This is a genomic window from Cupriavidus sp. 09_S30 (genome assembly GCF_056930435.1).
Window position 1 is genome coordinate 2,796,135 of record NZ_JBXOWI010000002.1, and the last position, 19,227, is coordinate 2,815,361.

Here is a 19,227-nt window from a genome sequence, read left to right on the forward strand (position 1 = left end):
CCGTGGTTGTCTGCCTGAGATCCGGCTGTCGCGGATGCACGTCTGCGAATGCAATGTTCGCGCCAGCCGTATCGCGATCGATTGACATCGATTCTTTGTGTTGCTCGTCTACTGCCAGGTTGCTGCCTGGTTGCTGCTGTCTCAGTGCGCCGGCTGCTTGCGAATGCGCGCCACGCTGTGCTCCACGTCTTGCCATGCGGGCTCGCCGGGTGCGAAGCGCGCTCGCAGGTAGTGCACGAGCTGCGTCACCTGGGCGTCGTCGAGGCTTTCCGCAAAGCCGGGCATGTAGCCGATACCGGCATGCGGCGGCGCCGCGACGCCGTGCAGCACGGACTGGATCACGTTGTCCGGACGCGCACTGTAAAGGTTGCTGTTGAGCGCCAGCGATGGCTTGACACCGAACTGCGGCACACCCGCGTTGCCCTGGTGGCACACGGCGCAGGCGCTCTGGTACAGGCGGTCCATGCTGCCGGAGAGGCGCAGCGCCGCTGCGGCGCTGCGCGCCTCGATCTCCGCCACCTGCACAGCGGAGGCTTGCGTATCGGGCGTTCCCGTGAACGACGCCACATAGTGGGCAATCGCCCGCACATCGCTTTCGGGAAGCTCGCGCAGGCTTTCGACGACCGGAGCCATCGGGCCTGCCGCCGCGCCGTGGCGTGCCGCGTAGCCGATGCGCAGGTACTGGAACAGATCGTCTTCGGTCCACGGCACCGGCGCCTTCGACAGCGCGGTCAGGGCCGGGGCCTCCCACCCTTCGGCTTCGCCACCCGTCAGATAGGCCTTGCCGCCCTTCTCGGCGCCGAGCGCATTGCGCGGCGAATGGCAGGCGCTGCAATGGCCCAGCCCTTCGGCCAGATAGGCGCCGCGATTCCATTGCGCGGAGCGCGTAGCGTCCGGCACATACGGTTCATTGCGATGGAACAGCGCGTTCCATCCAGCCAGCAGCGGCCTGACATTGAAGGGGAAGGCCAGCCGCGTCTCAGGCGGCTTCGAGGCAACCGGTTCTGCCGACATCAGGTAGGCATAGAGCGCCTGCATATCGGCATCGGTAACCTTGGCGAAGGCCGTGTACGGGAATGCGGGATAGAGACGGCGGCCGTCGCGGTGGATGCCTTCGCGCATCGCGCGCTCGAAGGCCGCGTACGACCAGTTGCCGATGCCCGTCTCGGCATCGGGGGTGATATTGGTGCTGTAGACCGTGCCGAACGGCGTCTCCAGCGCCAGTCCGCCCGCATTGCGCGCACCATCAGGCGCGGTATGGCAGACGGCGCAGTCGCCCGCCGCGGCCACCAGCCGGCCCCGTTCGATCGTGGCCGCCGAGTAGAAGCCCGGCCCGAGCGGTGTACTTGGCGCAATCGGCACACGCCACGGCATGACCGTGGCGCACATCCCGGCCAGTGCCGTCAGCGGTGCCAGTGCGGCCAGCAGCCAGCGGCGCTTGCGCGGCGTGGCGCGTGCGGAACGCTGGTCCTCCAGCGCCTGGCGAATCTGTCCCGCGCTGAAGGGCGGCTCGTGCAGGCGCACGCCGGTGGCGTCATGGATCGCGTTGGCCACCGCGGCGGCGGCCGGCAGCATCGCAGCCGTGCCGCCCGCCAGGGCGCCGACAATCTCGACTCTCGGCTGCGGCGCGATGGCTTGAGTGGGATCGTGCCTTGCCAAGGCATGCGATGCCTCGGCCGGCTCGCCAGCGCCCCAGTCGTCGTGCAGCGTGCCGGCGGCGGTGAGCTGCCGCGTTGCGGCGGCGACGTCGTCAAGCAGGTTCGCGGGGCGAGCATTGTCCTTGACCGTGGCGTCCTCGCGCTCATGGCCAACGGTGACGCGCGTGACGCTGATGTCGCCGGTTCGGCTGTCGACCTCGACGTCGGCCACCCAGGCGGACCATGTACGCGCCAGGCGTCCGTTCTCGACATCGACGACGCTGGAATAGGCAAAGCCGCGGCCGCGCCGCACGCCCTGATCACCGGACGCATGGCCTCTGAGCGGACCGCTCCAGCCCGACTGCTCGGCGACGCGGCCGATCAGCCGGCTGCCCTTGTCGTCGTCGAGCCATTGCAGGCGCAGGTCCACCGGGTCGGCGCCGGTCCTTGCGGCAAGCGCGTCCAGGTGGGACTCATGCGCGAAGACGTGGCCCCGTGCCGCGACATCCGCGGGCACATCGAGCGGCAGCGTTGCGCGGACGTCCAGGTGGTCGGGTGCGTAGGGCGGGATGAGGCTGGGATCGGCGCCAGAGGCTTCAGCGAACGGAGATGCGCTATGGATTTGCGCCAATGCCAGCGGCAGGCTTGCCGCGGAGCTTGCCGCGGCGGCGATCGTATATGCCGATTCTGGTGTCTGCGCCGCACTGACCGCGAGCGTCAGCTTCGGGACATGGGCGCCGAAGTCGGCGGCGCGAAACGTCGTCCGGACGGCCCGGCCGGTCGCGTGCGCCATCAGCGCGGCATCGGCGCCAGCCTGGCGCGCGCAGAAGGCGTCGTGGTGCGCGGGGGGATCTGGGTCGCAGATGATCAGAACGGAATCGGCCGCGATGCCGAGCAGCGCCGCCAGTTCCAGGCGCAGCGCGCCGGGCTGTGCGCAGGCCAGCCAGACATGCAGTTTGCCGTGGCGCCAGTCGGCAGTGGCCGTGCCGGCGGCATCTTGGCGCGGGCTGGCCAGCGGCCAGCGATAGGTGGCCTCGACACGCTGCGGATGATCGGCCAGTACCTGCGCGGCGTCGCCATGTGCCGCCACCGGCTGCACGCGGTTTGCGTCGAGCGCATCGACGGGCGTGACGGCCTCCCATTCGGCTTGCATTGCCGCACCGGCATGCCGCGCCTGTTCCGGCGTAGCGGCCACCACGGCCAGGAAGTTGTCGCGCACCACGACAGCGGCCACGCCGTCGCAGCGGCGCGCCGCGTCCCCATCAAAGCGCAACAGCCGGCTCGCGCGGCCGGCAGGCCGTACCGGATGGCCGTGCAAGGGCGTGGGGGGTGCCGCGGCCAGCACGGGTTCGCGCATCCGTGCGTTCATCGAATCGCCTCGCATCTGGCCTCGGCGATGGCCTCCCGCTGTTCCACTTGCTCCCGTTGCAGGTCGGCGGCACGCTGCACGGCGCGCACAATCTCCACATGCGTGCCACAGCGGCAGAGGTTGAAACGCAGCGCCTCGCGGATCTCGGCCTCGGTGGGGTCGGGATTCACCGCCAGCAGCGCCTTCGTGCTCATGATCATGCCGTTGAGGCAATAGCCGCACTGGGCGGCCTGTTCCTCGATGAAGCCTTGCTGCACCGGGTCGGGCGCGGTGCGTGTGCCCAGTCCTTCCAGCGTCGTCACGGCCCGGCCGACGGCAGCGGCGGCCGGGACGACGCACGACCTGGCCGCCACGCCATCGATCAACACCGTACATGCCCCGCACTGGCCAAGTCCGCAACCGTACTTGGGCCCATTGCAGGCCAGGTCATTGCGCAGGATGTACAGCAACGGCGTGTCCGGCTCCACGCAGATTTCATGCGATGTCCGGTTCACGCGCAACACGATCGGGCGGGGCGTGGCCATCAGGTGTGTCGGGGGCGTTGGATTGGTTGGGCGGGCCACCGGCGCCGCATGTCCCTGATGGGATCTGCGCGATGCCGGTGGCCTGGGGCGATTTTCAGGCCGCTAATCAGGCCGCCGCGGCGACCTGCCGTGCGGCCGGCTCGCGCAGCGCTACCGAGTACACATCGTAGCCGAAGCACCAGTCGGGGTTCTCGTTGGTGCGAAGCCAGGTGTTGTCGTGCGATACCTTCTGCACCTTGCTGGCGCGCTCGGCACGGTTGGCCTCGTACAGCGCGAACGTATAGGCGTGGTCCTGCAGGCCGGCCTCGGCGAAGCAGCGCGTCAGCATGGCGGCATCCTCGATCGCCATCGCGGCGCCCTGGGCCATGTGCGGCTTCATCGGGTGGCAGGCATCGCCCAGCAGCACGAGACGGCCACGGCTCCACAGCGGCAGTGGATCGCGTTCCAGCAGCGGCCATTTGGTGACCTCGACCGTGCCTTCGATCAACGACTGCACGCCCTGATGCCAGCCGTCGAAGGCCGCGCGCATTTCCTCGATGCTGCTCGGCACCCAGCTCTTGCTCACGTCCCACTCGGGCTCGGGCACGCCGGTCACGTAATAGATCTCGTCGAGCTTGCTGGTGTCGTAGTACACCATCATGTGGCGATCGTCGGACCACCACTTGGTGCAACGGTCATGGGTGAACCCCTTGACGCGCGACACCGGGAACACCGCGCGGTGGGCAACATAGCCCGTGTACTTCGGCGGCTCGGCGCCGAGAAGATGCTCGCGGATGCGCGAATTGACGCCGTCCGCGCCGATCACGATGTCCGCTTCCTCGACCGTGCCGTCGGTGAACGTCAGCTTCACCACGTCGCCAAGGTCCTGCACGCTTTCCAGCTTCTTGTTGAACGCCAGCCGGCCGGGTTCGACCGCCTCGGTCATGAGCTCATGGAAGTCGCCACGATGCACCGTCAGGTAGCTTGCGCCGTAGTGCGACAGCGCGTAGTCGCCCAGCGGAATCTGCGCGACGACCTCTCCGGTCTTCCAGTCCCGGCTGTACCAGTAGTCGGGATGGCATCCCATGCTGTTCATCGCATCCTCGATGCCGATGCGGCGCAGGATCTTCATGACGTTCGGCCCCACGTGGATGCCTGCGCCAAGGCGCGAGAAGGCGGGCGCCTGCTCATAGAGCTTCACGTTGAATCCCGCGCGCTGGAGCAGGGCGGCCGCTGCCGTTCCGCCCAGGCCTGCACCGATCACCGCGATCCGAGTCTTGTCTTGCACGACGTTTCTCCTGGAGTTGGTCTGTAACGCTGAAATCGAGTGTACACACCATAAAATTTCAAGTAAAGCCAACTTTTCATGCGCTCATGGAAAACCCTTACGCGCTCACTTCACATTTAATGTGATGCACAAAAACGGCAAATAAATGCGCATTTCAAGGGAATCATTTGTTCGGAATTCACTGAATGAGTGCATCCAGCCAGGCAAGAATCGTTGTTGTAAAACTAAGGTGTGTACACTATAATTTCGCGGAAGGCGCCGAAGCGTGCGCCATGCGTCCCGCACGGCAAGGGCGGGTGGGTAGACAAAGACACAAGCAATGGAGTCACACGTGCAGAAAGTTTTCCGGATCGGGCAGATCGTGCCGAGTTCCAACACCACCATGGAGACCGAGATTCCGGCCATGCTGGCCGCCCGCCAGCTTGTGCGCCCCGAGCGCTTCACCTTCCACTCGAGCCGTATGCGCATGAAGACGGTCAAGAAGGAGGAACTGGCCGCAATGGATGCCGAGTCGGACCGCTGCGCGCTGGAACTCAGCGATGCCCGTGTCGATGTACTTGGCTATGCCTGCCTCGTGGCGATCATGTCGATGGGGCGCGGCTACCACCGCACGTCCGAAACACGCCTGAAGTCCCGCACTGAGGAAAACGGCGGCGCGGCGCCGGTGGTGACCAGCGCCGGCGCGCTGGTCAATGCGCTGAAGGTGCTCGGCGCGAAGCGGATCGCGCTGGTAGCGCCCTATATGAAGCCGCTGACCGAACTGGTCGTCGACTACATCCAGCATGAAGGCTTCGAAGTGGTGGAATGGCGCGCGCTGGAGATTCCCGACAACCTCGAAGTCGGCCGGCACGACCCGTCGCGCCTGCCCGGCATCGTCGCGGAGATGAACACAAAGGACGTGGATGCCGTGGTGCTGTCGGCCTGCGTGCAGATGCCGTCGCTGCCGGTCGTGGAGAAGGTCGAGGCCATGACCGGCAAGCCGGTGGTCACGGCGGCCATCGCCACGACCTACGCCTTGCTCAAAGAACTGGACCTCGAAGCGGTGGTGCCGGGCGGCGGCACGCTGCTGTCGGGCGCCTACTGAAGGAGCGCGGCATGAGCACCTTCCTCTACGGCGGCAATGTCCTGGCCAACGGCATCCGCCAGCACTACCTGCGCTACGGTGGCGTCGACGGCGGCCGCGGCGAGCGCGATGCAGTCATCATCGTGCCGGGCATCACCAACCCGGCCATCACCTGGGGATTCGTCGGCGAGCGTTTCGGCACGCGCTTCGATACCTACGTGCTGGACGTCCGCGGCCGTGGCCTGTCCTCCGCCGGCGAAGCGCTCGACTACAGCCTCGATGCGCAGGCTGCCGACGTGATCGCGTTTGCCAAGGCGCTGGGCCTGTCCCGCTATCAGATCGTCGGACATTCGATGGGCGCACGCATCGGCATCCGAGCGGCACGGTCGAAGCCTGCCGGGCTGACACGGCTGGTGTTGGTCGATCCACCCGTCTCCGGGCCGGGCCGCCGCGCCTATCCGGCGCAGTTGCCGTGGTATGTCGATTCGATCCGCCTGGCCGTGCAGGGCATCGATGCCGAAGGCATGCGCCGCTTCTGCCCTACCTGGACCGACGAGCAACTCCGGCTGCGCGCCGAATGGCTGCATACCTGCGACGAACGCGCCGTGCTGGCCAGCTTCGAGGGCTTCCAAACCGACGACATTCACGGTGACCTCCCACATGTGAAGGTACCCGCGCTGCTGATCACCGCGGCACGCGGCGATGTGGTGCTGCCGGCCGACGTAGAGGAACTGCGCGGACTGTGCCCGGGCCTGCTCGAAGTTCGCGTGCCCGATGCCGGCCACATGATCCCCTGGGACAACGAGGCCGGCTTCTACCAGGCGTTCGGTGATTTTCTTGGTGCATCGCTCGCGGGCTGAGCGCAACCGGCAAGGAGCCAAGCATGGCTGTCAGTGACTATGACCTGACCTGCGCGTGGAAGCAGGTCCTTACGCTGTCGAAGCTTCAACCGGGCCAGACCGTGACCGTGTTGACCGGCGCCGACACGCATCCGCAAACGCTGCGCACGGCGCTGGTGGCTGCCGCGTCGATGGGCGCCATCGTCAACCGGCTCGACCTGCCGCCGGTCAACGGCGAGAAGGCGCTCAGCCGCGATGCGCTGGCCTATCTCGGCACCACGCCCCTGACCGGCAACCGTGCGGCGATTGCCGCGCTGAAGGCCAGCGATCTGGTGCTCGACCTGATGACGCTGCTGTTCTCGCCGGAGCAGCACGACATCCTGTCGGGCGGCACCAAGATCCTGCTGGCCGTGGAGCCGCCGGAAGTGCTGGCGCGGCTGGTGCCCACGGAGGCTGATCGCACCCGCGTCAAGGCCGCAACCGAACGGCTGTCGGGCGCGGGCACGATGCACATCACGTCGGAAGCCGGCACCGATCTGCACTGCGCGCTCGGCGAGTTCCCGGCCATCAGCGAGTATGGCTTCGTCGACGAGCCCGGCCGCTGGGATCACTGGCCCAGCGGCTTCGTGCTGACGTGGCCCAACGAGGGCGGCACCAACGGCCGCCTGGTGCTCGATCGCGGCGACATCCTGCTGCCGATGAAGTCGTACGTGCAGGAGCCGATCCACGTGACGGTGAAGAACGGCTACGTGACGAACATCGAGGGCGGGCTCGACGCGGAACTGCTGGCGGACTATATGGCGTCGTTCAACGACCCCGAGTCCTACGCAATGTCGCACATCGGCTGGGGCCTGCAGCCGCGCGCGCGCTGGTCCACGCTGGCGATGTACGACCGCGAGGCGACCATCGGCATGGACGCCCGCGCCTACGAGGGCAACTTCCTTTGCTCGTTTGGTCCGAACAACGAGGCGGGCGGCAGCCGCACCACGGCCTGCCATATCGATATTCCATTGCGCCGCTGCACCGTCAGCCTCGATGGCGAGCCCGTGGTGGCCGCCGGCAAGGTACTGGACGGCGCGGCCCATCCCAGTCAGGAGCTTGCTCATGCATGACGAAGTGCAGACCTACCGTCGCCAGGGTTTCGGCACGGCGATGGAACTGAAGGCGCCTTACGGCCTGCTGATCATCGATTTCGTCAACGGCTTTGCCGACCCCGCCGTGTTCGGCGGCGGGAATATTCCCGAGGCGATCGCCAGCACGCAGCCGCTGCTGGCCGCCGCGCGCAGGATGGGCTGGCCGGTGGCGCACAGCCGCATCGTGTTCGCCGACGACGGTGCCGACCATAACATCTTCACGCTCAAGGTGCCCGGCATGCTGACGCTGAAGGAAGACGGCGCGGCAAGCCAGATCGTGCCGCAACTGGCGCCGGCGCCCGGCGAGCTGGTGGTGCGCAAGACCGTGCCATCGGCCTTCTTCGGCACCTCGCTGGCAGCGTGGCTGGCGCAGCGTGGTGTGCAGACGCTGCTGGTGGCCGGTTGCGTGACCAGCGGCTGTGTGCGCGCGAGCGTGGTCGATGCGATGTCATACGGCTTCCGACCGCTTGTGCTGTCCGACTGCGTGGGCGATCGCGCAATCGGTCCGCATGAAGCGAACCTGTTCGACATGGAGCAGAAGTACGCGACGGTGATGCCGCGCGATGCCGCGCTGACGGCCATCGGCGCGGCGGAGGCCGTGGCGGCCTGATGGTGGCCTTATGGCGGCCTAAGCCACGCGGCGCGGGCGGCCACGCGGTCTGCGCGGTGCCTGCGTCGTCTCGACGGCAGGAATCTCCGCGCCGTGGCAGACGGCGTTGAGGACGGTGCGCTGGATCACGTCGCGCCAGTGCGCGACGGCCGGCGCGCTCATGATGGGCTCGCCGAGAAATGCGCTCAGGGTATGGTGGTTCGAGTTGTAGAAGTAGCCGAGCGAAGCGATGATCAGGTACACGTCGCGCGCGGTCAGCCCGGGCTGGAAGATTCCTGCGGCCATGCCGCGTGCGAGGATGCCGTCAAGCACCGACAGGGCGTAGCCCGAGATCTCGTTGAGCCGCTCCGACTTTCTGGCATGCCGCGCGCGGTTCAGGTTTTCGCTGTTGAGGATGGCGACGAACTCGGGATGCTCAAGGTAGTATCGCCAGACGAAGTCAACGAGCTGCGTCAGCGCACGAACCGGGTCATCCGGGTCGAGTTCGAGCTTCTGCTCGGCCTCGTTGAGCTGCAGGTAGATGGTCTCCAGCACTTCGATAAACAGCTTTTCCTTGCTGCCGAAGTAGTAGTAGATCATCCGGTCATAGGTCTTGGCCAGCGTCGAGATGCTCTCGACTCTTCCGCCGTCGTAGCCTCGCTGTGCGAAGACCTTGATGGCAGCCTTGAGAATCTTGGCACGCGTGTCCTGGGCCTGTCGGGCGCGGCTGCCCGGCCGGGCGCGCGCAGGTTTCATGTCTTTTGGCATGCGGGCCGTTAGTCTGCAAGGGTTCCAACCGGGCGCTGGCGAACCTGTACGCCAGCGCGCTTGCCAGTATAGCCGTGCGCTACGGAAGGCGCGGCAACGAAGGACGATCGATGCAACAGATACCGCGGACACCGCGCGCATTGCGTGAAGCGTTGTTCCAGGAACGTGGCGTGCTGCTTGTCACGCGCCCCGCGGCGGCCGCGCCACGCCCGTCACCGGGCCAGCCAGGCGCCGCTTCGGATTTTGTTTCCGATTTGCCCGACATCTTCATCGCGATCCGCGCATCGGGCCAGATCCTTGCCTTCAACGGCCACGTTGACCTTGGCACCGGCATTCGCACTTCGCTGGCGCAGATCGTTGCCGAGGAGCTCGAAGTCGAGACGGACGCCGTGACGATGGTGCTCGGCCATACCGAGGCCACGCCCAACCAGGGGCCGACCATCGCCAGCGCCTCGATCCAGATCTCGGCCCTGCCGCTGCGCCGCGCGGCGGCCCAGGCGCGGGCGTGGCTAATGGCCCAGGCGGCGCGGACGGCCGGAGGCGCCGTCGATGTGGCTGCGCTTCTAAGTGGCGAACACATCGAGCTCACACTGGCCGATGACGTCAAGACCAAGCCTGTCGACCAGTATCGCGTGGTTGGCCGCAGCGCGCCGCGCGTCGATATCCCGGCCAAGGCGACCGGAGAGCTGACCTTCGTCCACGATGTGCGCGTACCGGGCATGCTGCACGGACGTGTGATACGTCCCCCCTATGCTGGCCGCGACAGTGGGGATTTTGTCGGCACGAGCCTGATCGATGTGGATGAAGCATCGATCGCGTCGGTGCGCGGCGTAGTGCGCGTGTTTGTCGAAGGCGACTTCGTGGGCGTGGTGGCCGAGCGCGAGGAACAGGCGATCGAGGCAGCGCGGCGGCTCAAGGTCAGGTGGAAGCCTGTGCCGCCGCTACCGGACCTTAACGCGCCGGAAGCCGCATTGCGCGCGGCGCCTGCCCGGCGGCGCGAGCTGTTGCAGAAGGGTGATACGCCGGCGGCGTTGGCGCAAGGCGCGCATTGCCTTGAGCGAACCTATGTCTGGCCCTATCAGATGCATGGATCGATCGGGCCATCGTGCGCGGTGGCGGACTGGCAGGATGGCCGCCTGACCCTATGGTCTGGCACGCAGAATCCGCACGTGCTGCGCATCGATATGGCGCGGCTGAGCGGACTTGACGAAGGTGCGATCGAGATCGTGCGCATGGAGGCGGCCGGCTGCTATGGCCGCAACTGCGCCGATGACGTTTGTGCCGATGCGGTGCTGCTGTCGCGCGCGGTGGGTCGTCCGGTTCGCGTGCAGCTCACCCGTGAGCAGGAGCATCTGTGGGAGCCAAAAGGCGCGGCGCAGCTCATCGATGTGCGCGGCGGCGCCGATGCCGCAGGCAAGCTGACCGGCTATCAGTTTGTCACGCGCTATCCATCGAACGACGCGCCCGTGCTGGCCCTGCTGCTGACCGGTCGCGTCTCGTCGGCCCCGCGCATGCTGGAAATGGGGGATCGCACGGCGGTGCCGGCGTATGACTACGCCTCGCTGGATATCGCTTGCGACGATACACCGGCCATCGCGCGTGCCTCATGGCTGCGCGGTGTTTCGGCCTTGCCGAATACGTTTGCGCACGAGTCCTTTATCGACGAACTGGCGCATCGCTGCGACGCGGATCCCTTGGCCTTCCGCTTGCGGCACCTGCCCGACACGCGTGCCAGCGAACTGCTTGTGGCATTGGCGCAAGCCGCCGGATGGCGGGAAGGTATGCGCGGCTCGCGCGGCGAGCCCGGTGCCGATGGCTTGTTGCGCGGGCGCGGGGTCGCCTATGCGCGTTATATCCACAGCAAGTTTCCCGGCTTCGGCGCAGCGTGGGCGGCGTGGATTGTCGACGTTGAAGTCGATCCCGTCAGCGGCAATGTGCGTGTGACAAGAGTGCACGTGGGGCAGGACACCGGCATGATGGTGAACCCCGACGGCGTTCGCCATCAGATCCACGGCAACGTGGTGCAGAGCCTGAGCCGCGTGTTGCGCGAGCAGGTACGGTTCGACTCTCAGGGCGTGGCAAGCCGGGAGTGGGGCAGCTATCCGATTATTGCTTTTCCGGATCTGCCGGCAATTGAAGTGCTGTTGATGCCGAGGCAGGATGAGAGTCCGCTCGGTGCCGGGGAGTCGGCATCGTTGCCCGGCGCACCGGCGATTGCGAATGCGCTGTTCGATGCCACAGGGGTGCGCTTTACGCAGGCACCCTTCACGCCGGAGGTGGTAAGGCAGGCTTGTCTGGCTTCCTTTCCCCGCAAGGCGGAAGAAGGGTTAAGGGAGAAGGCGCTGAGGTTCTGATTGCGATCTGTCTTGTATTAAGCCGCACAGCCCTTCTCTGCCCTTCTCCCCCGCCCTCTCCCATCAGGCAGCCGGGCTGTCCGTATCGGGCGCGGGTTCGAGAGCGCTGTCGTCGAGGTCGCTCATCTTGCGCAGCAGATAGAGCAGCGCAACCCGCTCGGCCGGATTGAGACCGCCCATGGTGCGCTCGCTGATGTCCTGCGCGAACGGCACCACTTCGTCGATCAATGCCTGGCCGGTGGGAGAGAGCAGCACCACGACCTTGCGGCGGTCGCGCTCGTCATGGGACACCATGATCAGCTCACGCGATTTCAAGCGCTCGATAATGCCTCGCACCGTCGCCTGGTCGATGGCGGTAGCCCGCGCGATCTCGCTAAGCGAGCACGACCCGTGTTCCTGAATCGCGCACAGGACCACGAACTGTCCCGCAGTCAGTTGCGAGTCGGGAATCGTTTGCTGGAAGATGGCCATATGCCGCTGATAGGCGCGGCGCAGCAGGTGTCCGACCTGTTCCGTGAAATCGTAGTTGTCTTTCCGGCGCGGGTCGTGGCTCTGGCGTGTGGTCACAAAAGGCTATCCCAAATCTGCGAATACCGGGAAGTATACCGGCGGGAGCCACTCCACCACCCACACCGGTCAGCGCAGGTCACGGAAGCGACTCGGACTCAATCCCACATGGCGCCGAAAGGATGCCGAGAAGTGGCTCAGGTTCTTGAAGCCACATCGCCGGGCGATGTCCAGCACAGGTGTATCGGGTTCGGCACGCAGCAGGGTACGCGCCCGTTCGAAGCGCAAGGCCGTGATGTAGTGGTAGGGCGTCTGGCCGAACGAATCGCGGAAGACACGGAGAAAATGGTCCTTCGACATGCAGGCAACCTGCGCGAGATCCTGTAGGCGAATGTCTTCATGCAGCCGATCGGAGAACACCTCGGCGAGCTTGCGCATGACGCTCTGTCGCAGCGTGGCGCCGCGCTCGCCTCTGCGCCCCCCTGCCTCCGAGCAACCCCGACCATAGCGGTGAACAAGATGCCGTACCAGCAGAACCTGGATCTGGTCGAGCACCAGGCAGTCCGTGCGCATCCCATCGGTCGCGTTGGTGGGGGACTCGCTCGATAGCATTTTGAAGAAGCCATCGAGCCAGGGATCCGTGACGGCGAAGAAAGGGTCGATCTCGGGGCATGCCTCCTGTTCCAGGGAGTCGCGGGAAAAATCCTCGAATACCGAGTGGGGCAGATAGAGATGCAGGACCTGGGTATGGCCGCCGACGCGCCATTCGGTATCGGATGCTCGCGGCATGAAAGTAAGCGCACCGATGCGCGAGCGGAACCCCGTGACCAGGCCATGCCGGCGGCGCTCGATGTCTGTGTTGCCAGAGAGGTGGTAGACCAATACATGGTCCGAATTGCCGTACAGCTTGGCCTCGCACGGGGCATGGTTCCAACGGGCGCCGAAGATCGTGCCGCTATGGCTCATCAGCAGGCATTCCGGCTGCCGACCGGTTTCCTGGGCAACGATTTCCAGCGTGGTTCTGCTTCCATCCATGGCGGGGTCTCCTCTCTCTATTTCTTGTTTTCGTGCCATTCTAGGTAGTCGCAGTTTCGAAAAAATAGGGCATTTTCCTGATATCGCGATAATTTCCCGGGTGCGGCCAGCCGGGTACCTGAAAAGGTGCCGTGCATGGCATTTCTTGTGCAAGGAGCGCGACTTGTTCCGATATCGCGCAGATTTTCCGCACCGCGGCTTTCCCCGTCACCTGACTGATAGATTGGTTGCGCACCATTCGCGCGCCATTCAATACCGAATGGCCAGAACTATCCCAATTCAGGAGACATCGCTTTGACCCACTCGACCACCCTGCCGGAGGCAAGCTCCGCCCACTCCGCCAACCTGACCGCCCGCCTTGGCCGGGACTTCATCGACGCCAACGCGATCCCCTGGACGCCCTGGGTCATGGAGGGCACCCATTTCAAGCTGCTGGCGGTGAACGAATTGAATGGCGGGTTCACGATGCTGCTCAAGGTCGACCCCGGCACCAAGGCGCCCGTGCATGCGCACCTGGGGTCGGCAGAGGCCTACCTGCTGGAGGGGGGCTTCTACTACGACGCCAACGATCCTGGCCAGGCCGGCTGCTATACCTACGAAGCCGGCGGCGCCGTGCATGAGCCCGTGTCGCCGCAAGGCTGCATCATGTTCGCTGTCAGCCATGGCCCATTGGGCGGTTGCGACGAGCAGGGGCAGGTCAACGCCGTGGTGGATTGCCGGACGATGCTGGCCCTTGCCGAGGCCAGCGGCACGGCCGACCACGTCATTCGCGTGACGTCCGGGCGCTGAGCGCAATCGCTCGCTCAACTTGCTCAACTTGCTCAGCCGACCGGGCAGCACCGCTGCCCGACGGGCCTCTTTTGCGGGAGGCAGACGGCAACCGTGCCCAAGGGAGGGAAAACATGGCAGGGACATTGCAATCACGGGTGGTGGTGGTGACCGGCGCCGGATCGGGAATCGGCGCGGCGGCTGCGCGCACGATGGCCCGGGAGGGCGCGCGCGTGGTGGTCAGTGACATCGACGAAGCGGCCGCGGATGACACCGCGCACCACATCGCGCAAGCCGGCGGAGAGGCCATCGCCATGCGCGTGGACGTGACGCGACTAGAGCAGATCGACGCCATGCTCGATCTCGCTCTGCGGCACTATGGCCGCCTCGACGGCGCCTTCAACAACGCGGGCATCCCCGGTCCGGGCGTGCCACTCTCTGAGCACGAGGAGGCGCAGTTCGATGCATTGCTGGCCGTCAATCTCAAGGCGGTGTGGTATGGCATGAAACGCCAGATCGAGATCATGCTTCCCAACGGGGATGGCGCCATCGTCAATACGGCATCGGTGGGCGGCTTGGTTGGCAAACCCGGTTTGTCAGTCTATTGCGCCACCAAGCACGCGGTGCTCGGCCTGACCAAGACGGCCGCCTTGGAGTACGGCAGCCGCGGGATCCGGGTCAATGCCGTTTGTCCTGGCGTGGTTCGCACACCGATGGTCGACGCGGTGATCGCGGCCCAGCCGGAAACAGAGAAGACCTGGGGCACGCTGCAGCCCATCGGGCGTTTCGGCACGCCCGAGGAAATCGGCGAGGCCGTGGCGTGGCTGATGTCGCCGCGCGCTTCGCTCGTACATGGCCACGCCCTGGTGGCCGACGGCGGTTTGACTGCCGCCTAGGCTGGGCAGCGAAGCGGCGGCCGCCGGCACGATCTGCCCGGCGGTCCGCCGCGGACGCGGCTTTATCGGTGCACGTGCGCGGCAACCCCGTCGCGCTCGGCCATTTCCAGCATCAGCTTGTAGTCGACGATGCCGGCGATGCTGCCGTCCCCGGCAAGACCGGCGATCGGGCCGTCGAACACACAGAAGAGCACGCAACCATTCTCTGTGCGCGGCTGGTGAATATCGCCGGCGGGCTCGAAGATGTAATCGCCAGGACCACCGATGTCACTGGCGTCGTAGCAGATGTCTCCCTCCATCACCAGCACTTCGATGGCGCCGAGGTGATGGTGGATCGGCGCTTCCACGCCAGGCAGCACTTTGAGAAGGCAGGTGAAGCCGCCGTTCCGGCTGTTCACGCTCAGCAGCTTGTAGGCGACGCCATCCATCACCCACGGCTTCCAGGGAATGGGGCCGAGCCTCTGGAATCTCGGGTAAGGCAAGGTGATCTTGGCGCGTGCGGCGGCATTGTCGTGTTGGACAGCGGCATCGCCCAGCAGTGTGCTCATCGTGTTGTCTCCTATGCTGGTGTGTGTGAGGGAAGCGAGGACCGGTGTACGCAAGCGGTCCGTCACCATCATAGGGATTCCGGTCGATCATCCGACGGTGGTCGGCGACAAGATCGCGAGAACTGAAAAGCGCCGCAATATCGAAAGCGGAAGGCGTTCCGCCGCGTTTCGCAGCCAGACCTTCTCCGCTCAGAGCCGCACAGAGCCACGCTGAACGCGGGCACCCGCTCGTCGGCTGGAACGGGGTATTCCCCTGGGGACTGGTTGGTGGAATAAGTCCGACCTGCCAGCCGTTTACAAGATTGGAGCGGAGCCCTCCAGAGCCCGCGAGACCAAGCGCGCCCGGTACTTTGCCGCCAAAGGCAGTGGCGCCGCCTTTTCCGGGGCTCCATGGCCGGCGCCGGGTACGTCAATTTGGTGCATGCGGAGATACGTGCACGGGACGTCCAAACAAACAAAGCGATACAGGGGAACGATCCGGCCGGCTCCCGAGTGACCCGGCCGGCAGGCAGCAGGCGGGGAACACATCATGAACGGGCGCAGGCTTTGCAGGATTGCCCTGGCCTTAGTGGCAGGGGCGGCGATGGCCGCCGGCGGCCCGGCGTTGGCCGCTGGTCGCGGCAGTGGTGGTGGCGGCGGCATGCACGGCGGTGGTGGTGGCATGCAAGGCGGCGGTTTTCACGGCGGCGGCTTTCACGACGGCGGCTTTCACGGTCACGATGGCTTCCACCACGACGGTTTTCACCACGACGGCTTTCACCATGGGCATGGGCACGTAGCCTTCGTGGTAGGCGGCGGCTGGTGGGGCTGGCCGGGCTGGTGGGGGTATCCTTATTACGGCTGGCCATACCCATATGGCTACTCCGCTTACTACGCGCAGCCAGTGCAGTACGTCGAGCGAGGTGATGTGGCGGACGGTGCCTCAGCGAACGGGTGGTGGTACCGCTGCGACCAGCCTAGCGGCTATTACCCGTATATCAAGGACTGCCCGGGCGGCTGGCAAACGGTGCCGGCCCAGCCTTCTCCGTAACGCTGGGGAACTTGCCGAGGAACTTGCCGAGGAACTGATGAAGCCGCATGCCATTCCCCTCCCGTTGGCGCTGTTGGCGGCCGCGCTCGTTGTGGGCGCCTGTACGTCAATGCCGTCGAGCCCCAGTGTGATGGTGCTCCCGGGCACTAACAAGACGTTCGACCAGTTTAACAATGACGACCACAACTGCCGCCAGTTTGCGCTGGCCCAGGTCGGCGGCGTGAGTTCGCATCCAGCCGCCGGTACAGCGGCGGGGAGCAATCCGGCGGCCGGTGCCAGCTATTCAAGCGACTCTGAATACGGCCCACAGTACCAATACGACACCGCCTACATCCAGTGCATGTACGCCAACGGGCACCGGGTCCCGGCCTATGGCCCGATGGTTTCGGCGCCGCCCGCGACTCCGCCTGCCAACTACAAGCCGACCGTCCCGCCGCCGGCTCCGCAAGGACACGCCCCCTGAATGTTCTGCGCATGCCGGGGTGGCGTCTACTTCTGCCCCAGCCGCTTCGCCAGCTTGTGCAGATTGCTCGCATCCAGTCCCAGCGCTCGCGCCGCGGCGGCCCAGTTGCCATCGTGCGCAGCCAGCGCCTGGGCAATGTACTCGCGCTGAGCGTGGTCGACCGCCTCTCGCAGGGTCAGCCCTGCGGGGACCGATGCCGCTGGTCCGGATGCGGCGTCATCGGGTGCCAGGCTTTCGCTGGCTGGCGGCGACAGTTCGACGCCGTCGAGGTCCAGCACTTCGGGTTCCAGCGTGACGATGTCCTTGCGGTCGGCGCCCCGGCTCACCGCCTTCAGCGCGGCGCGGCTGATCACATGTTCGAGCTCCCGCACATTGCCTGGCCAGTGGTAGCGCCGAAGTGCCTGCTGGGCGGCCGGTGACAGGCGCAGGCTGCGCAGGCCGAGGCGCGCCCGGTTCAGCTCGAGGAAGCGGCCGGCCAGCAACAGCACGTCATTGCCGCGTTCGCGCAGCGGCGGGATGGGGATCGGGTAGACGGACAGCCGATGGTATAGGTCCGCGCGAAACGCGCCGTCACGCACGTGCTCGCGCAGGTTGCGGTTGGTGGCGGCGATCACACGGACGTTCACGCGGCGTGGCCGGTCGGAGCCGAGACGCTGGATCTCACCGTTCTGCAAGGTCCGCAGCAGCTTGGCCTGGATCGGCAGCGGCAATTCGCCGACTTCGTCAAGGAACAGCGTCCCGCCATCGGCGGCCTCGACGCGGCCCGGCCGGTCGGTAGTGGCACCGGAGAAGGCGCCGCGCACGTGGCCGAACAGTTCGCTCTCGGCCAGTGTCTCGGGCAGTGCTGCGCAATTCACGTGCACCAGTGCATGCTTGCGCCGCCGCGACATCGCATGGAGCCGGTGCGCGAACAGTTCCTTGCCCACGCCGGTCTCGCCCAGCAGCAGCACTGGCAGTTCCGAGTCCGCCACCACTTCCAGCTCATGCAGCAGTTGGGCAATGGACGGGTCCTGCCCAATGATGTCGCCCTCGTCCACAGCTGCGCCAGCGACGGGAACGTCGCTGCGCGTCAAGCGCAGTGCGCGCAGTTCAGCCTCGAGGCGAGTGGTGCGGATGGCGGCCTCGACCAGTACGGTCAGGCGTTGCAGCTCGGCCTGCGCCGCCTCGTCGAAGGTGCCGATGTCGAGCGCATCGAGCGTCAGCACGCCCCACGGCTCGCCTTCGACCTGCAGGCTCGTGCCCATGCAGTCGTGTACCGGCAGCGGCTCGCCGACGTGGGTTTTGATCAGCCCGTCGTAGGGATCGGGCAGCGCACTGTCGTGGTGAAAGCAGGTCACCCCCCGGCGCGACAGGATCGCCGCCAGCCTCGGATGCAGCGCCACAGCAAAGCGGCGGCCGAGCGTATCGCGGACCAGCCCGTCGACGGCGACAGGCCGCAGGTGATCCTCTTCCAGCCGTAGCAGCGCCACAGCGCCGCTGCGGAAGTGCGCGCGCAGCGAGCTGACAAGCCGCTGCAGGCGCACCGCCTGCGGGAGATCGGCAACGAGATCGGCGAGGAGAAGCGCATCCATCATGGTGATTTGTACCGTTCAAGGTAAATATGACCGTCAATAACCGATGGTCAATCGTACCATGCTCGCGCTATCTCATTGATTTATATAGATCAAGAAGCTGGCACGCGACTCGCTAATAGTGATGGCCTTATCACCTTTGGAGTCACGCCATGACCTCGCAAGACCAATCCCTCGGCCAGCTAGCCCGTCAGATCCCTGGCGCCACGCAGATCTTCCACGAGTTGGATCTCGATTTCTGCTGCGGCGGCAAGATCACCTTGCGCGAGGCCGCCCAGCAAAAAGGCCTGGCTGCCGATGCCATTGTTGCGCGCCTGTCGGCACTGAAGGCCGAGCGCGAGCCAGGTGACCGCGACTGGGGCACGGCGACCCCGACCGAACTGATCGATCACATCCTTGTGCGCTTTCACGAACGCCACCGCGAACAGCTTCCTGAGCTGATCCGACTGGCCAGGCGCGTGGAGACCGTCCACGGTGAGCGGCCAGATTGCCCAGTGGGTCTCGCGGACCACCTCACCGCCATGCGCCAGGAACTCGAAAGCCATATGCAGAAGGAAGAGCAGGTGTTGTTCCCGATGCTCAAGCGCGGCATGGGCACCATGGTCGGCGGACCGATCCAGGTCATGCGCATGGAGCACGACAGCCACGGTGAATCGCTGCAGCGCATCGCCGAGCTGACCAACAACATCACCTTGCCGCAGGCGGCCTGCAATACCTGGCGCGCGCTCTACCTTGGCCTGCGTGCGCTGCGCGAGGACCTGATGGAACACATCCACTTGGAAAACAACATTCTGTTCGAGAACGCCGCAGTTGCCTGAGCTTGCCTGAGCGCAACCGCTACACGCTGCGGGTCATCTCCGCAGCGA

At 65.8% G+C, this 19,227-nt stretch carries 18 protein-coding genes; 10 read left to right on the forward strand and 8 right to left on the reverse strand.

The window, feature by feature from the left end; translation table 11 throughout:
* Positions 1–141 precede the first annotated feature (141 nt).
* The 3 genes from AC1Z3O_RS32725 to AC1Z3O_RS32735 form a co-directional block, all read right to left on the reverse strand.
* A complete protein-coding gene (locus AC1Z3O_RS32725; protein ID WP_483521146.1) occupies positions 142–3,006 on the reverse strand; it encodes a c-type cytochrome in 2,865 nt (954 codons plus the stop codon).
* A complete protein-coding gene (locus tag AC1Z3O_RS32730) occupies positions 3,003–3,530 on the reverse strand; it encodes a (2Fe-2S)-binding protein (protein ID WP_483521147.1) in 528 nt (175 codons plus the stop codon). The genes AC1Z3O_RS32725 and AC1Z3O_RS32730 overlap by 4 nt, the downstream gene beginning before the upstream one ends.
* 106 nt (positions 3,531–3,636) lie before the next feature.
* The gene (locus AC1Z3O_RS32735) at positions 3,637–4,797 is read right to left on the reverse strand and encodes an FAD-dependent monooxygenase (RefSeq protein WP_483521149.1); all 1,161 of its coding nucleotides are present in this window, start codon (positions 4,795–4,797) and stop codon (positions 3,637–3,639) included.
* A 331-nt stretch (positions 4,798–5,128) separates the two neighbouring features.
* On the opposite strand from AC1Z3O_RS32735, the gene AC1Z3O_RS32740 reads away from it, so the two are divergent.
* From AC1Z3O_RS32740 to AC1Z3O_RS32755, 4 genes are read left to right on the forward strand one after another with little or no spacing between them, the layout of a single operon-like run.
* Entirely contained in the window at positions 5,129–5,881 is a 753-nt protein-coding gene (locus AC1Z3O_RS32740) for a maleate cis-trans isomerase family protein (protein WP_483521150.1), read from the forward strand.
* 11 nt (positions 5,882–5,892) lie between these two features.
* The gene (locus tag AC1Z3O_RS32745; protein ID WP_483521152.1) at positions 5,893–6,720 is read left to right on the forward strand and encodes an alpha/beta fold hydrolase; all 828 of its coding nucleotides are present in this window, start codon (positions 5,893–5,895) and stop codon (positions 6,718–6,720) included.
* Between the two features lie 23 nt (positions 6,721–6,743).
* The gene (locus AC1Z3O_RS32750) at positions 6,744–7,811 is read left to right on the forward strand and encodes a 2,5-dihydroxypyridine 5,6-dioxygenase NicX family protein (RefSeq protein ID WP_483521154.1); all 1,068 of its coding nucleotides are present in this window, start codon (positions 6,744–6,746) and stop codon (positions 7,809–7,811) included.
* Positions 7,804–8,442: an N-carbamoylsarcosine amidohydrolase gene (locus tag AC1Z3O_RS32755; protein WP_483521156.1), complete on the forward strand. Its 639-nt coding sequence runs from the start codon at positions 7,804–7,806 to the stop codon at positions 8,440–8,442. The genes AC1Z3O_RS32750 and AC1Z3O_RS32755 overlap by 8 nt, the downstream gene beginning before the upstream one ends.
* 18 nt (positions 8,443–8,460) lie before the next feature.
* On the opposite strand, the gene AC1Z3O_RS32760 is transcribed toward AC1Z3O_RS32755, so the two are convergent.
* Positions 8,461–9,177, reverse strand: coding sequence for a TetR family transcriptional regulator (locus AC1Z3O_RS32760; protein WP_483521157.1), 717 nt, complete (start codon positions 9,175–9,177; stop codon positions 8,461–8,463).
* A gap of 122 nt (positions 9,178–9,299) precedes the next feature.
* Between AC1Z3O_RS32760 and AC1Z3O_RS32765 the strand changes: the two genes are divergently transcribed.
* The gene (locus AC1Z3O_RS32765; RefSeq protein ID WP_483521159.1) at positions 9,300–11,543 is read left to right on the forward strand and encodes a xanthine dehydrogenase family protein molybdopterin-binding subunit; all 2,244 of its coding nucleotides are present in this window, start codon (positions 9,300–9,302) and stop codon (positions 11,541–11,543) included.
* A gap of 63 nt (positions 11,544–11,606) precedes the next feature.
* Here the strand turns inward: AC1Z3O_RS32765 and AC1Z3O_RS32770 are convergent, their stop codons facing one another.
* On the reverse strand, positions 11,607–12,110 hold the full coding sequence (locus AC1Z3O_RS32770; RefSeq protein WP_483521161.1) for a MarR family winged helix-turn-helix transcriptional regulator: 504 nt from the start codon (positions 12,108–12,110) through the stop codon (positions 11,607–11,609).
* A gap of 69 nt (positions 12,111–12,179) precedes the next feature.
* Positions 12,180–13,124 carry a helix-turn-helix transcriptional regulator gene (locus AC1Z3O_RS32775; RefSeq protein WP_483521163.1) on the reverse strand — a complete coding sequence of 315 codons (945 nt, stop codon included), beginning with the start codon at positions 13,122–13,124 and terminating at the stop codon, positions 12,180–12,182.
* A 255-nt stretch (positions 13,125–13,379) separates the two neighbouring features.
* On the opposite strand from AC1Z3O_RS32775, the gene AC1Z3O_RS32780 reads away from it, so the two are divergent.
* A complete protein-coding gene (locus tag AC1Z3O_RS32780) occupies positions 13,380–13,874 on the forward strand; it encodes a 2,4'-dihydroxyacetophenone dioxygenase family protein (RefSeq protein WP_483521165.1) in 495 nt (164 codons plus the stop codon).
* 137 nt (positions 13,875–14,011) lie between these two features.
* Positions 14,012–14,749 carry a glucose 1-dehydrogenase gene (locus AC1Z3O_RS32785; protein ID WP_483521167.1) on the forward strand — a complete coding sequence of 246 codons (738 nt, stop codon included), beginning with the start codon at positions 14,012–14,014 and terminating at the stop codon, positions 14,747–14,749.
* Between the two features lie 62 nt (positions 14,750–14,811).
* Here the strand turns inward: AC1Z3O_RS32785 and AC1Z3O_RS32790 are convergent, their stop codons facing one another.
* Positions 14,812–15,297, reverse strand: coding sequence for a 2,4'-dihydroxyacetophenone dioxygenase family protein (locus AC1Z3O_RS32790; RefSeq protein ID WP_483521169.1), 486 nt, complete (start codon positions 15,295–15,297; stop codon positions 14,812–14,814).
* Positions 15,298–15,826: 529 nt separating this feature from the next.
* Between AC1Z3O_RS32790 and AC1Z3O_RS32795 the strand changes: the two genes are divergently transcribed.
* Both AC1Z3O_RS32795 and AC1Z3O_RS32800 read left to right on the forward strand, forming a co-directional pair.
* The gene (locus tag AC1Z3O_RS32795; protein ID WP_483521171.1) at positions 15,827–16,327 is read left to right on the forward strand and encodes a hypothetical protein; all 501 of its coding nucleotides are present in this window, start codon (positions 15,827–15,829) and stop codon (positions 16,325–16,327) included.
* 37 nt (positions 16,328–16,364) lie between these two features.
* The gene (locus AC1Z3O_RS32800) at positions 16,365–16,790 is read left to right on the forward strand and encodes a glycine zipper family protein (RefSeq protein ID WP_483521173.1); all 426 of its coding nucleotides are present in this window, start codon (positions 16,365–16,367) and stop codon (positions 16,788–16,790) included.
* Between the two features lie 26 nt (positions 16,791–16,816).
* Here the strand turns inward: AC1Z3O_RS32800 and norR are convergent, their stop codons facing one another.
* The gene (gene norR, locus AC1Z3O_RS32805; protein WP_483521175.1) at positions 16,817–18,364 is read right to left on the reverse strand and encodes a nitric oxide reductase transcriptional regulator NorR; all 1,548 of its coding nucleotides are present in this window, start codon (positions 18,362–18,364) and stop codon (positions 16,817–16,819) included.
* 149 nt (positions 18,365–18,513) lie between these two features.
* Between norR and ytfE the strand changes: the two genes are divergently transcribed.
* The gene (ytfE, locus tag AC1Z3O_RS32810) at positions 18,514–19,179 is read left to right on the forward strand and encodes an iron-sulfur cluster repair protein YtfE (RefSeq protein ID WP_483521176.1); all 666 of its coding nucleotides are present in this window, start codon (positions 18,514–18,516) and stop codon (positions 19,177–19,179) included.
* Positions 19,180–19,227: the final 48 nt, after the last annotated feature.

Excerpts from the sequence above, each read along its gene's own strand:
- AC1Z3O_RS32725 (WP_483521146.1), bottom strand. The coding sequence starts at position 3,006 with ATGAACGCACGGATGCGCGAACCCGTGCTGGCCGCGGCACCCCCCACG.
- AC1Z3O_RS32730 (WP_483521147.1), bottom strand. The coding sequence starts at position 3,530 with ATGGCCACGCCCCGCCCGATCGTGTTGCGCGTGAACCGGACATCGCAT.
- AC1Z3O_RS32745 (WP_483521152.1), top strand. The coding sequence starts at position 5,893 with ATGAGCACCTTCCTCTACGGCGGCAATGTCCTGGCCAACGGCATCCGC.
- AC1Z3O_RS32750 (WP_483521154.1), top strand. The coding sequence starts at position 6,744 with ATGGCTGTCAGTGACTATGACCTGACCTGCGCGTGGAAGCAGGTCCTT.
- AC1Z3O_RS32755 (WP_483521156.1), top strand. The coding sequence starts at position 7,804 with ATGCATGACGAAGTGCAGACCTACCGTCGCCAGGGTTTCGGCACGGCG.
- AC1Z3O_RS32760 (WP_483521157.1), bottom strand. The coding sequence starts at position 9,177 with ATGAAACCTGCGCGCGCCCGGCCGGGCAGCCGCGCCCGACAGGCCCAG.
- AC1Z3O_RS32765 (WP_483521159.1), top strand. The coding sequence starts at position 9,300 with ATGCAACAGATACCGCGGACACCGCGCGCATTGCGTGAAGCGTTGTTC.
- AC1Z3O_RS32775 (WP_483521163.1), bottom strand. The coding sequence starts at position 13,124 with ATGGCACGAAAACAAGAAATAGAGAGAGGAGACCCCGCCATGGATGGA.
- AC1Z3O_RS32790 (WP_483521169.1), bottom strand. The coding sequence starts at position 15,297 with ATGAGCACACTGCTGGGCGATGCCGCTGTCCAACACGACAATGCCGCC.
- AC1Z3O_RS32795 (WP_483521171.1), top strand. The coding sequence starts at position 15,827 with ATGAACGGGCGCAGGCTTTGCAGGATTGCCCTGGCCTTAGTGGCAGGG.
- AC1Z3O_RS32800 (WP_483521173.1), top strand. The coding sequence starts at position 16,365 with ATGAAGCCGCATGCCATTCCCCTCCCGTTGGCGCTGTTGGCGGCCGCG.
- norR (WP_483521175.1), bottom strand. The coding sequence starts at position 18,364 with ATGATGGATGCGCTTCTCCTCGCCGATCTCGTTGCCGATCTCCCGCAG.
- ytfE (WP_483521176.1), top strand. The coding sequence starts at position 18,514 with ATGACCTCGCAAGACCAATCCCTCGGCCAGCTAGCCCGTCAGATCCCT.